General features: G+C 56.7%; 17 protein-coding genes. 2 read left to right on the forward strand and 15 right to left on the reverse strand.

The window, feature by feature from the left end:
- Positions 1 to 83: 83 nt before the first annotated feature.
- From AWB79_RS39920 to AWB79_RS39935, 9 genes are all read right to left on the reverse strand, one after another.
- Positions 84 to 362, reverse strand: coding sequence for a hypothetical protein (locus AWB79_RS39920; RefSeq protein ID WP_157695939.1), 279 nt, complete (start codon positions 360 to 362; stop codon positions 84 to 86).
- A gap of 185 nt (positions 363 to 547) precedes the next feature.
- Entirely contained in the window at positions 548 to 838 is a 291-nt protein-coding gene (locus tag AWB79_RS37460; RefSeq protein WP_061172516.1) for a hypothetical protein, read from the reverse strand.
- Positions 835 to 1,008, reverse strand: a complete 174-nt coding sequence (locus AWB79_RS39925; RefSeq protein ID WP_157695940.1) for a hypothetical protein — start codon at positions 1,006 to 1,008, stop codon at positions 835 to 837. Before AWB79_RS39925 ends, AWB79_RS37460 begins: the two co-directional genes overlap by 4 nt.
- A gap of 49 nt (positions 1,009 to 1,057) precedes the next feature.
- A complete protein-coding gene (locus tag AWB79_RS37465) occupies positions 1,058 to 1,654 on the reverse strand; it encodes an HK97 family phage prohead protease (RefSeq protein ID WP_061172517.1) in 597 nt (198 codons plus the stop codon).
- The gene (locus AWB79_RS37470) at positions 1,654 to 2,178 is read right to left on the reverse strand and encodes a hypothetical protein (protein ID WP_061172518.1); all 525 of its coding nucleotides are present in this window, start codon (positions 2,176 to 2,178) and stop codon (positions 1,654 to 1,656) included. The genes AWB79_RS37465 and AWB79_RS37470 overlap by 1 nt, the downstream gene beginning before the upstream one ends.
- 157 nt (positions 2,179 to 2,335) lie before the next feature.
- Positions 2,336 to 2,668: a hypothetical protein gene (locus AWB79_RS37475; protein ID WP_061172519.1), complete on the reverse strand. Its 333-nt coding sequence runs from the start codon at positions 2,666 to 2,668 to the stop codon at positions 2,336 to 2,338.
- Between the two features lie 324 nt (positions 2,669 to 2,992).
- The gene (locus tag AWB79_RS39930; RefSeq protein WP_157695941.1) at positions 2,993 to 3,169 is read right to left on the reverse strand and encodes a hypothetical protein; all 177 of its coding nucleotides are present in this window, start codon (positions 3,167 to 3,169) and stop codon (positions 2,993 to 2,995) included.
- 125 nt (positions 3,170 to 3,294) lie between these two features.
- Positions 3,295 to 3,612 (reverse strand): hypothetical protein, encoded by a 318-nt coding sequence (locus AWB79_RS37485; RefSeq protein ID WP_061172521.1) that lies wholly within the window; start codon positions 3,610 to 3,612, stop codon positions 3,295 to 3,297.
- 88 nt (positions 3,613 to 3,700) lie between these two features.
- Entirely contained in the window at positions 3,701 to 3,904 is a 204-nt protein-coding gene (locus AWB79_RS39935; RefSeq protein ID WP_157695942.1) for a hypothetical protein, read from the reverse strand.
- A gap of 399 nt (positions 3,905 to 4,303) precedes the next feature.
- Between AWB79_RS39935 and AWB79_RS37490 the strand changes: the two genes are divergently transcribed.
- A complete protein-coding gene (locus AWB79_RS37490; RefSeq protein WP_061172522.1) occupies positions 4,304 to 4,630 on the forward strand; it encodes a hypothetical protein in 327 nt (108 codons plus the stop codon).
- A gap of 859 nt (positions 4,631 to 5,489) precedes the next feature.
- Positions 5,490 to 6,239 (forward strand): replication initiation protein, encoded by a 750-nt coding sequence (locus AWB79_RS37495; RefSeq protein ID WP_063963633.1) that lies wholly within the window; start codon positions 5,490 to 5,492, stop codon positions 6,237 to 6,239.
- Positions 6,240 to 6,876: 637 nt separating this feature from the next.
- On the opposite strand, the gene AWB79_RS37500 is transcribed toward AWB79_RS37495, so the two are convergent.
- The 6 genes from AWB79_RS37500 to AWB79_RS39940 all read right to left on the reverse strand — a co-directional run bounded on the left by AWB79_RS37500 (position 6,877) and on the right by AWB79_RS39940 (position 11,036).
- Positions 6,877 to 7,275, reverse strand: a complete 399-nt coding sequence (locus AWB79_RS37500) for a surface-adhesin E family protein (RefSeq protein ID WP_157695943.1) — start codon at positions 7,273 to 7,275, stop codon at positions 6,877 to 6,879.
- A gap of 106 nt (positions 7,276 to 7,381) precedes the next feature.
- Positions 7,382 to 7,834: a hypothetical protein gene (locus AWB79_RS37505; protein WP_061172524.1), complete on the reverse strand. Its 453-nt coding sequence runs from the start codon at positions 7,832 to 7,834 to the stop codon at positions 7,382 to 7,384.
- A gap of 34 nt (positions 7,835 to 7,868) precedes the next feature.
- On the reverse strand, positions 7,869 to 8,072 hold the full coding sequence (locus AWB79_RS37510; RefSeq protein WP_082862601.1) for a plasmid partition protein ParG: 204 nt from the start codon (positions 8,070 to 8,072) through the stop codon (positions 7,869 to 7,871).
- Between the two features lie 20 nt (positions 8,073 to 8,092).
- Positions 8,093 to 8,722 carry a ParA family partition ATPase gene (gene parA / locus AWB79_RS37515; RefSeq protein ID WP_061172526.1) on the reverse strand — a complete coding sequence of 210 codons (630 nt, stop codon included), beginning with the start codon at positions 8,720 to 8,722 and terminating at the stop codon, positions 8,093 to 8,095.
- Between the two features lie 672 nt (positions 8,723 to 9,394).
- The gene (locus AWB79_RS40985; protein ID WP_082862600.1) at positions 9,395 to 9,688 is read right to left on the reverse strand and encodes a helix-turn-helix domain-containing protein; all 294 of its coding nucleotides are present in this window, start codon (positions 9,686 to 9,688) and stop codon (positions 9,395 to 9,397) included.
- Between the two features lie 736 nt (positions 9,689 to 10,424).
- Positions 10,425 to 11,036, reverse strand: a complete 612-nt coding sequence (locus tag AWB79_RS39940) for a hypothetical protein (protein ID WP_157695944.1) — start codon at positions 11,034 to 11,036, stop codon at positions 10,425 to 10,427.
- Between the last annotated feature and the right edge of the window lie 599 nt (positions 11,037 to 11,635).

The raw sequence follows: 11,635 nt of genomic DNA on the forward strand, positions 1-11,635 counted from the left end.
CTACGGAACCATACGGACCGGTGCGGTGTGCATCGAACGCCCGGGAGGAGCGGAACCGCTCCCCGCAGGACGGACAGACGTTGTTATCCCCGGTCACTGCGGGCCTCCTCGTGCAATTGTTGATAGCGGCGAGCCTCCGCGTAAAACTCCTCAGCGGCCTTGAATCGGGCCGTACGGTGGGCGGTGGTCATAGGCCGCACCGTTACCCGGCCCTTGGAGTCCCGCAGGATTGCCATATCGGCCCGCCCGAGCTTGGCCTCGTGCTTACCGGCCCGGATACATGCCTGGGCTACGGCCAGGTTGTACCCGTTCCGCATTTCCATCGTGTCCACCATGCGGGCCAGCTCTTGGTCGAACACCACTGCACTTTTCCCGTTCGTCACGTCCCGCCAGTCGGGACCCAAGCACCCGTCAAAAATAGCGACTCGGAGCGCGTTGTTATGGCGCGGGACCTTGCGCCCCGGCCCCTGCTCGGATAGCGGGATACCGAGGAGGCGACACAAGCGGCTAAGGTGTCTGCGCTGCGCCTGATAATCCGAGAGGTAACTCACGCGGACACCATATCGAACGAGGCCACAAGCTCCCCGAGGCAGGACATGGAAACGCCCATGCGCTCCGCAACCCGCACGAGGCGGGCGTACACGCTCGGATGAACACCGCAATTAAACGCGCGATTTGTCTCCCCTCCAGAAAGAGAGAAAGACGGGCATTCCGCCCCCGCGAGGGCGAACGCCTTAGTACGGAACATGTTTCCAACGGTGCGCCCCGCCTCTGCGGCCTCGCGGTGCAGGTTTTCAAGGGCTACGCGGCTAAGGCGGAATTCAATGTCCTGATTCATTCCACCTCCGCGTTTTGCAAGTCCTTGTTAATGAGGCGAATCTTGGCCTGTGCGATCAATCGATCGTTTACTGCGAGGTCCTTGCGGAGCATCGTGTTAGCGGCCTCTTTGCCACGAATAAAGAGCTTCAACGATTCTTCCGTCATGCTGTCGTCAATTACAAATTCCATAGTCATCCTTATTTTAGTGGGTGGTGTGGGCCGCCCGTTACGTGTGAAATTAGAGGCCGTGGCGTTTGTTGTGCGCCAGTGCTCTTTGGTTGTGTTCCTCAATCCCTCGGAGCGTCTCCGGGGCCTCGTGGCCGCTAATCAGAATCAGGGGGATTCGCACGGCCTTGGTCGCCTCCGTGGCCTTGGGGCTTGGCTTGGTCGCCTGTGGCTTGACGGGGGCGGGCTTGACCGCTGCGGGCGTCGCGTCCGGGGTCTCAACGTACTTAGCCACACACGCCGAGTTAGCCGGAACCACGACGAGGCTAACCTCGTGTACGAGCGCCGTATCGTAGGTCTTGCCGCCGTGCTTATTGGCCGTCGCGCCCGCGCTCCTGAACCCGATACTGAACGCCTGTGCCGCCCCGTACTTGGCCGCCGCCGCCCAATCGTCCGCCGTTCGGCTCTCGCCCTTGGGGATCAGGTGCGCCGTAATCATCACGCCCTTGCTGTCCGCCTTGGCCGATACCACCGTACCAATCGGGAGCTTGTGGTCGTGGCCGCCCAGGAGCGGGAGCGGCATCTTGTTAAACATCACGCCCTCGGGCCTCACAATGTCGCCTACCACGTCCACATCGGACGTAGTGGCGTAGCCTTTGAGGACCCGCATTAATCGAGCACCGACAGGAGGGCCGCCACGATAGCCGCCGCTTCTTGCTTAATGGCCTCGTGCTGCTTTGCCGCGTGGAGTTGCGGTTGCAGATTGTTCATTTCCGTACCCAATCGATGCGCCTCTCCCTCTGCGGCCCGCTGACGCGCGAACGTATCCGGGTCAACGGTCGGACTCAATCCAGCAAGGCGGGCCATATGCAACCCCTCAAACCCGCCAACCTCCTTATGGATCGCCAGTCGCGCCTCCGTAGCAATGCGGTTCTGCTCGCCGCGCTGCGCGCTAACCTCCGCAATCTTGGCCGTGAGCGTTTCCACCGAATCCCCTTGATACTTCAACGCGGCGGCGTTCTGGTACGCCCACATACCCACCGAACGGGCGATAGCGTCCGCGTACACGGCACCGTCTCTAAACGTAGGCCGTTGCACTACCTTAGGCAGGGCTTGGGCCTCGGCCACAATCGCGTTAATGTCGAACTGGACGCCTGCGGTGGAGGCGGTTTCTTTTTTACGAAGCAAACTCATTTGTATTCCTGAATAAAAGTGGAGTGGATACCGAGATAGGGGCGCGTGTCGCAGACATGCAACCCGCTGGGTTTACGTCCTCGTCCGGCTCGGCTAACAGGTGGACGGGCTTAAGCGGCTTCGCCTCTGACGAGGCAAGCGCCTTTATATGGTGGGTTTACTCGGGTGCCGCTACGGCGTTCGGCACAATCTCCCCGAGGGCAAACACCCGGCGATTCGCGTATGGCGTTACCTCGCCGTCCGGGACCGCCTCAACGAGTCTTGCGTACGCGTAATCCTGGGGGTTCTCGCCGTCTGCGGGCAGACCATCAATCGGGATTTGCTGTACGAACATTGCAAACTTGTTCGCAGCGTATGCGGCCTCGTCCACGAACGAGGAGACGCTCGCGGTAAGCGTGTTGCTGCCCGAGTAGTCGAGCTGGACCTGTGCCACTACGTGGACCGTTGCCAGTGCGCCGGTACTCGGCACAATCCAATCTTTCTTAATCATGCGGTCTCCATTAGTACGCAAAGTAGTACATCGGCCCCTCCTGATACGTATCGAAGCTACCGTTAGCCTTTGCGGCCCACGTCCAGCTAATAACCCCGGTACTCGTATTGATGGCGAACGTAGGGTGTATCAGGCCCCCGCTCAAATAGCCGATGTAGGAATTCGGTTGAAACGAGATACCCCCGCCCTGTTTGAGGAGGTCCGACTGGACTTGTCCGTTGACGCCGCCTACCAACATAGCTACGTCGATAATCCGCATGACCCGGTGGGACGCATCAAGGACTAGCTCACCGTTGGCTGACCAAATGCGCAAACCGGCGGCCATTAGTGCGCCCCTTCCATGTAGTTAGATAGGGCGGTCTTGATAAGCGTGCTCACGCTCGTGTCGAGCTGGACGGCGAACTCGCGGAGGCGCTTTTGGAACTCGGGGGAAACCTTGGCGGATACGGTGCGGTCGTCCGCGTCCGCATAGGGCTTGTCGGGAATCACTCCCTTACGCATAAGAACTCCTGTAGGTGGTAGGTAAACCGAAGGACAAAAAGAAAACCCGCCTGGGTGCATCCCCGAGGGACACGCCGTAGGCGGGCGGGGCCGAGCTTGCGCCCGGATTCGGGTATCTGGCGGGATCAGTGCAGCGTAGCCCCCTCGGGGGCGGCCACGATACACAGGCCGTCCGCCTCTGCCGCCAGTACGAGCTTTACCCGCGCCTCGGCCAAGGTCCGCAGAATGCCCGCGTTCGTTGCTAGCTCGTCCATAGCCTCGGCAAGCAATTCCGGGTAGTGGCCGATACTGGAGAGGTTCTCCAACTGGCGGCGGATAGCGTCCGCGAATACCGCCATATCCTCCGCAATGCTCGCGGGCGTGACTTCCTGCCCCTCGATCATGCAACCCGCGAAACAATCCCCCGTCATAACTTCCCGCAGCGCTTCTTGATACTTGGTCATTCTTGGCCGTTCTCGTTAGGTACTTAATTGTGGCCGCGCTGCGTCGCCTTCTATGTAGGCAGCACGGCGGGCTTTTGGTCGTTATTCGTTACTGCGGGCGGGGCATCTGCGCGCGCTGCGTGAGCATGTCCGCGATGAGGTTCTTATCCGCCGCCGCCCGCCGTGCTGCGCGGTTCATCCTGCCTTTCGGGTTCGTCTCGGTCGATGCCATCGGTCGGGGCACGCTGCTGAAAACTACGCGGGTCGTGGTTGCCTTTCCGAAGGCTGTTGCCTGGGTTGCTCGTTTGGTCATCGTTGCTGCCTCGTGGGTTGATTAAGGGGGCTCGTCTGAACCGCCTTAACGAACCTTCGTTCGTCGGTCGCTCGCGTTTTATCTGGCAGATGGCTTGTACCGTCAAAGCCGAGGGGCCTGTTTCATCCCCCGCGCAACCGGGTTAGCTGGTCTTTTTGGTTTCCCTCTCGGGACTTCTCTCCGGACCCCCGGTCTTTTCGGGTCTCCCCGTTAGCGCCGGTAACTACAGAACGAATAATATCTGTTATTTGTATCACAAAAAATATAAATACCTAGAGTGTTTCCTCTAAACAACGACTTGGTACGCCTGTCTTACGAGCTTTCGTGTTAGCGGCGTGGATTGCGTGCTACAAATCACGTAAAATCATGCTGTTACGCAATTAGAGAGAAGGAGGGGCTATGGCAGAACAGACGAAGGGCGCCAAGAAACGCGGTCGGCCAAAGGGCGAGGACACGCAGGTGCTACACGTACGCATTCCCGTGCGCCTTATGGAGCAACTCGAAACGCTCCAATTCGTGACCAAGAAAACGACTTCGGACGTGGTGCGGCGGTCCTTGGAAAACTACGTTGATCTGCACGGGGATTTGATTACGGCGGTTGCTCGTGCTCGCGGTGAACTCCAGCGCACGTACACGCAAGCCGAGATAGACGCTCAGGAGCGCGCGCAGATTGAACAGGAGGAGGAGGAGGCCAAAGCGCCCCGTGACGAGCCGCACGAGGATTGAGGACGAGCTCCGCCAGGCCGGGACCGAGCTTGCAGAGGGGACGTTTTGGGACCGCAGGAACGCCGATAAGGGCGTTACTTGATCGCTTACCACGCGTCGGCATACGCTGGAATTGCGCGTTCAGGGGAACGCATATAAATCCCTCGACTGGCCCGCTCTCGGAAGCGGGCTTTTTTTGTCTGCACAATCTAGGCAAACCGATTGCTACGTTACCGGGGCGCTCGTGAGTTGAGCGCGCGTAAAGTGTGGGAGAGTTCATCTCCTTGGGCCCGCTCTCACCCGGCGGGCCTTTTTTATTGGCGGCTCCCGTACTACTCTGAACGTGCGCCCTAGGAAGTGGGTGGGCGCGTGTTGTAGCTTCATCTGGTTAGGCCCGCCCCTGTCGGCGGGCTTTTTTTATGCCCGTAGTTTTGACTTTGCCGCGTCTCTCAATCGGGCGAGCGCAGCGAGTCACGCCGTAGGCCCCACGCCGCGAGGGGACCTGTTGGCAAGGTGGGGCAACTCGTAGAGTTGTCCGGCTTGTCAATGGGGACGCGGGTACACCAAGAGCGTCAATCTATTCTGCCTTTTTCCGGGTTGGCTACGGGATGCGGTAGGCGTCTTCCTTTTTAGATAGTTTTTCCTTGTTTATAGAGGGCTGGAACCCTTACCCCGTAAGGCTTTGCGGGGAGCTATTCTGCCTTTTTCCGTGTCAACTCTGCCTTTTTCCGGGTTAGTCTGCCTTTTTCCGGGTGCTATCCACAGGCTTAGGTGGCTCTTCTGCCTAGTTCCGGGCTAATCTGCCTTTAAAATAAGTTGGCAGAATTTGCGTTTTCTGCCATTCTTTCGTCCACGGCAGAAATACACGGGGAACGGCAGAATGGACCTAGAAGAAATCAAAGCCCCTACGGGAGAGCGTTGGGTAACGATGGCTAACGCCCTTGCTCGTGCGGGCCACGGCCTCACACTGGCGGAGAAACGACTCGTTATGCTCGCGGTTAGCAAGCTCGATAGCCGCCGCGCCCTCAATGCCGGAGACCTCCCCAAGACCAAGATAACGGCGGCGGAGTACGCGGAATCGTTCGGCGTCAAAGCTAACGCCTCCTACGAGGCCCTACAGGGTGCGGCCAAGGACTTGTACAAGCGGTCCATTACGTTCTTTGAACCGGCGCACAAGCGGAGCGGGCAACCTCTCAAACCGCTACGGGTCGATATGCGTTGGGTTGGCCGATGCACGTATCACGAGGGCGAGGCGTGGGTAGAGCTGGCGTGGTGGCCCGAGCTACTCCCCGCCCTGTTCGGCCTGAAAAAGAACTTCACCACGTACCAACTCCAACAGGCTACGGCTCTGCGGTCTGCCTACTCGTGGCGGTTGCTGGAGCTACTCACGCGGTTTAAGTCCACGGGTTGGGCCGAGTACGATATTGAGGACTTCGCTACCGCGATGGACGCCACTGAGAAGCAACGCGGGGACTTTGCGGCTATCCGCCGTAAGATCATTGACCCCGCCGTGAAAGAGCTAAACGAGAAAGACGGTTGGGCTATCCAGTGGGAACCCGTCAAGGCAGGCCGCAAGGTTAAGGCGGTCCGCTTCACCTTCGAACGTGACCCACAAGGGCGCCTGCTCTAACAACGCCCGGGAGCGTGGGTTAGCCGTATACAAGCGTGGTGCAACGCAGCATACGCGCTATCTCGGCACGTCTGTTTAGTGGTTGACATAAAAATCCTTGGCACTGTTTACCTTAATTTGTGCAGTGCCGCAATTGGCCGTTCTTTGCCCGTTCTCGATTTGTGCGTTTCCGCACAGAGCAAAGCCCAAACCAAGCAAATGATTCGCCAAACCCTTTCAACGAAGTTCCTAATAACTTACGAGGGAGGCGATATGGCAAGTTTAAAGACAGTGTTCGGAATGGGCCTTATGGCAGTGTCGATGGCCGCGTTAGGGCAGAGTGCCGGCCAGTGGGTCGGCGGCAACGGCCAGAGTTGCAAGGCGGTTTGCGAGAATTCGAAACTGAATGCTGTATCTGTTGGGGCAGTTGCCGGTTACAACGAGGCTTTTGTCTGCGCCGGCTCTACCGGAGGTGACACGGGGAAACGATCGGGGTTCTTGCCGGAAGGTGTTACCCGTTGCCATGTGTTCTCTGGCGATCACAAGGAGGGAGGCGAGCGTCTTAGTAGTTATTCTTGTCTCTGTACGTCTAGCCCCACTTCACAGCCATAAGCGGCGGCGGTGCCGCCTAACGCTAACAGGCGGTACCGCATAAAAATCAAGTCGGACAAAACAGGTTCAGGATGGATTCACCTATTGTTTCGGGCGCGGGCTCACCCATCGGTCCGAAGCCCGGTTCCTGGTGCACAACTGCACCGTCCTGGCCGTACCAAATCATTGTCCCCGTTGATATTTGACGGGATGAACAATCCACGCGCTCTAGGTGTGTGGTGCTCACATAGGTCTGGCCGCCTAACACTTGCGGCTTCCTGAACTCCGTTTTTATCCACGCCGTTAGCGTGCCGCCCGTTTGCTTTTTTATCGACGCGTTGTCCGCATAAATCACTGCGCCGCCACCCTTTGACATAGTGGCGAACTGCACCCAATCGGCCGCTTGCGCGGTCCCAAACACGGCCAGCCCCGCCAGCACCACCATTCCCCGTACCGCCTTTTTCATTGTTTCCCTCGTTGGTTGCCGCAACTAATCGTCCGTTTCGTTAGTTCTCGGCAAAGGCGGGGGGAATCTTTAGGCGTGTGCGCGTCAGACCGTTTGTTGCATTTGGTCAATGTAGAAGGTCAAACGCCCACAACACCAAACGTACAAAGGCTCCTGTCGCCAGGATGTAAAGAAGTAGCGCTGTTAGGCCGTCCGAAATGGCTTCTAGATTCGTGTTTGAGGGTGCGGTTTCTTCGAGGACGGCTGTTTGCGATACCTTTAATCTAGCTACCAAGTCCCGCATTTGGATGACGTCCGAACGCACAAGGCCGCTGTCCTCAATTTTTTGCCGCTGCTCCTCGCCAGTCAATTTCTGTATTTTTAGGTCTAGCTCCCGGCTTACTTTCTGCGCGTTTTGTAGCTCGTTACGCAATTTTTCGATGTCCAGCCGCAGCTTTTTCAGCGTCCTCAATTGAACAAGAAACCCAACAACCGCTCCGACCGGCACGGCAATAAACACGATCACAACCCACGCATGCTTGACTAGCTCCGCTGCGATATGGGTAATAAAGTCGTCCATTGCCGCTCCCAATGTTGAGTTTTAATGCATTTACTCATTCACTCAAGTTGCGCACATACTCACGTAGAACCTCGGAGATAGTCGTACCGGCCTTGGCCGCGTGGACCTTGAGCTTAATATGCTCCTCCCGGCTCAGATTGAAATTAACCCGTACCTCGTCCTTTTCGTCCCGCAGGGAGGCCAAGGTAGCCGCTTTCTTGTCGCGGGACGGCCTGCCCGCTTTCATTCCCGTATTCATACTCATCTACCCCCTTTTACTCAATTGAGTTTTTGTGTTAGTTCCTCAAGCAACGCGCGGACCTCGTTAGCCGCGTCGCCGTTCGGCTCGGTGTCCAGTACGGTTGTCCCGGAGGCCGCCGTGCTCGGGTAGCTAACCCTCTGTGTAATCCGGGTTTTGAGGATAGGGAGGCCGTAACCCTCCAGTGCGCCTATTACCTCGTCCCCGATGCGCGTGTTTTTAATGGCCCGGGAGACAACGAAAGCGGCCTGCATCTTTCCGTCCGTTAGCTCAATGCGCTGCTTTACGAGGTCCACGAGGTCCGAGGTAGCCCAAATGTCATAGGGCGAGGGCTGGACCGGGATAAGCACAAAGTCCGCTGCCTTGATCGCGGATACGGCCAAGTCTGCCGCCTGCGGTGCGCCGTCGATAACGACATAGTCTTTTCGGGCAATGCTCTTAAGGTCCCGGTCTATTGTGGGCCTGTCGATACCGACCACGGGTACGGGGTGGTCCTCTCGGACGGCGGCCCAATCCCGGGCGCTCCCCTGCGGGTCCGAGTCCACCAGGAGAACGTCCGACCCGGCTAGCTGCATGGCCCGGGCTAGGTGCGTGGCAATCGTGGTCTTACCGGCCCCGCCCTTTTGATTCAGCACCGCTATAACGCGCATTCGGCCTCCTGAGTAGGTGTTTCTGTTACTCAACGATAGCACATGAGGATAAGGTGTATTTGAGTAAATGAGTCTATGGAGCGCCGAATTTCAAAAGGTCGCATAATCAATTCATGCGGTATCCGGCGACGTTAGCGGCGGGTCGTTCAGACAGTTACGGCCACCTACTCGACAGCGTGCGCCCCGGAATGCGACGTCGAAGTCGCAGAAAAGTCACGGGCTTGGGGCTCAGAAAAGCCATGGGCTTGGGGCCACGGGATTGGGGGCCACAACAGGCCGTATCTACGCGCCAACGCACGGGAGGTAGGGCAAGAAAAATACGGTAGGTGGTACAGTTGTCTCCGGGGCGTCGATGTGGGGCGCTCCAAAGAGAAACGGCCCGCAAGGGGCCGTTTTTGAATGGGGGAGAGGGGACCGCTCAATGGCCCTAGGAAGCTTCGAGCGGACCTCTCCGTGTTCCACATGCCACCAACTTGAAGGGAGGGACACATGGATACAGCAACTTTGTATCTTGTCATGGCCGCCGCGTACGTCGCGTTGGCTGTGCAGCACTGGCCGCATTGATATGCACGGCGCGTGTCAAGGCTAGCCTAACACATAGAATTCTAGACGTGTTCTTGGCCCGCTTCTGCGGGCCTTTTCACGCGGTCTGTGATCCCGCCTGCGGGGCTGCTATCGTGTGTTGTTTGATCTTTCTGCCAGTGTCGAGCGGCTAACACCGAAGTACTCCGCCGCTAGGACTTGGTTCCCGCCTGCGTGCTCCAGCATCATTTCGATAGCCACGCCGCCAATAGTTTTCATGCCCGAATTTTCATGGCCGTTACATACAAGATTCCCGACGCGCGATAACGGCACACGCCGTCCCAAACCCGCACGGCGGTATTCTGCCGCCATCCGCCAAGCGCGGCCGTGCCGTTGCGCACCGTATCCACGAGTCCCGCGCAACAAAAGTGGATGCTTTCGCATCTAGTTCGGGGAAAGATACGATACAAGTCTAAATCTCTATTAGTGGACGATCAACGGTGCCTAACTACCAGATATAGTATGGAATATCGGGGCCACATAAGTTGCTAACCCAAAACTATTGGAACCCGCTCCAATTCATATGACCACCGAGTATCAAAAGTGAAACAAAAATTCGAATGTCGCCCTGCAACATAGGGACGAAAAAATGTTTCTACCACGACACATCCCATGGATTGGGCCTTGGCAGGACTTGGCACGAACGATGCCTTATAGGTGGTGCAACACACCGTAACGACTACGAGGATTTAATCAGATTATATTTCTCGTCTAAGGAAATCAAACGAATTCACCGAGTTTTCGCTTTCCCCTTCCTTTGAGCGGAAGGAAGGAATCCTTTTACCCAAGGATCCTAGTTCGCTTAATTATCCTTATCGAGGGATAAAATGATATCTGCACTTATCGCAGTGGTTGTGCTCGTCCGTTTGGTAAAGAAATCCTTAAAAACAATTGATCTAGTGATTAAAACGGCGGAGCTATTAGTTCAAGCTGGGATAGCAATATTGAATATCACTATTGATGTCATCTGGAGGATCGTTCACCTCTGGATTGCCTAAATTTGCCAAGAAAAATCGGCCAATTTTCTGGATGGGAAGACCAGTTTTTGAGACCGACTTTCTAGGCTTGACAGGGGTTTCCGGGCGATTGCTTGTAGTAGTAAACATTGCGAGTCGGAGACTCAATTAGCCCATAGAGCCTTTCCCTGAAAAATTCCAGGCCACCCGTACCATATTGCTGCTTCTTCTAGCACTGCCTGCGGAGTGTTATGACCATGTCTCTGGAACAGAGTACCTAGCGCCTGCTCGTTAGCTATTACTCCAGCCTGCGCTATTTCGGTGATTAGCTTACCGTGTTGTGCTCTTGCTCTACACATACGGGTAATTGCTCCGTTACGATTAATGTAGCCATTCAGAAGGGCCGAGAGAGGAAGTACGAAAGAACCGCGATTGTTACGCATCTTCAATAGGAATAAACACAACTCCTTAGCTTTCTTGCTCAGGCTATTGATTACGCGTAGCTGCTCGATTAACTTCAGCCCAGTATTCTGTGGGACTGGGTACCGAAGCTTAAACATATCACGTTTCTTGATAATTTCCCCGGTCTCGGTATCCACATATGATTTTGCCGATATGCGCAACACTGGATATTTTATTTTCTTCCATCCGGCCTGTTTGAGCATTAATTTCGGCACAGTTACTACGGTTGCCTCTAGTTCCCATTCTATGAATCGAGGTGTTGTCTGGTACTGAGAATGGTGGCCGGAATCGGCGTGAATGCTAGGATAAATCAATCTATTCCTTTCCAGGGATAGCGAGCGTTAATGGATATGGGGCGGGGGGTTAAAACTGCGGGCGGTAAGCACGGGACCCCGACCGGTCCCAGTTATTTAATCCTTATGTCCAAAAAAGAGGAGCGAATTAGCTCCATCCCTCCCAATCTGGCCGGATAAGGCGTAAAGGTTAGTGAAACGCTGTATTTCACCTCCGTGCTTGCCTATAGGACTCGCCCTGCACATACTCCCGCTGCGCCGCGCATGGCGCGTATAGCCTCTTGGATTTGCCCGCCCTAATACGGCGGGTTTTCTTTGGTGCGCGCGCGTGCGTAACGCGCACGAGGCTAGGACGGGTCGGAATTGCCCCCGGCTACTCGCCCCTTACCTCGGCCTTGGGAGCGGCTCCTAGGTCGCTACGGAGGGGCATTCCGAACGCTTTTGTTACCCACAGCCCCCGGCCATTCCGGCTCATTCCATCGGTATGCATCTCCGCAGGCGTCTTGCAGCGGCGTTGAGAGGGCAGATGGCGGCCATTCGGGCCTACGGAACCATACGGACCGGTGCGGTGTGCATCGAACGCCCGGGAGGAGCGGAACCGCTCCCCGCAGGACGGACAG

The organism is Caballeronia hypogeia (assembly GCF_001544875.2).
In the GTDB taxonomy this organism is placed as follows: Bacteria; Pseudomonadota; Gammaproteobacteria; order Burkholderiales; family Burkholderiaceae; genus Caballeronia; species Caballeronia hypogeia.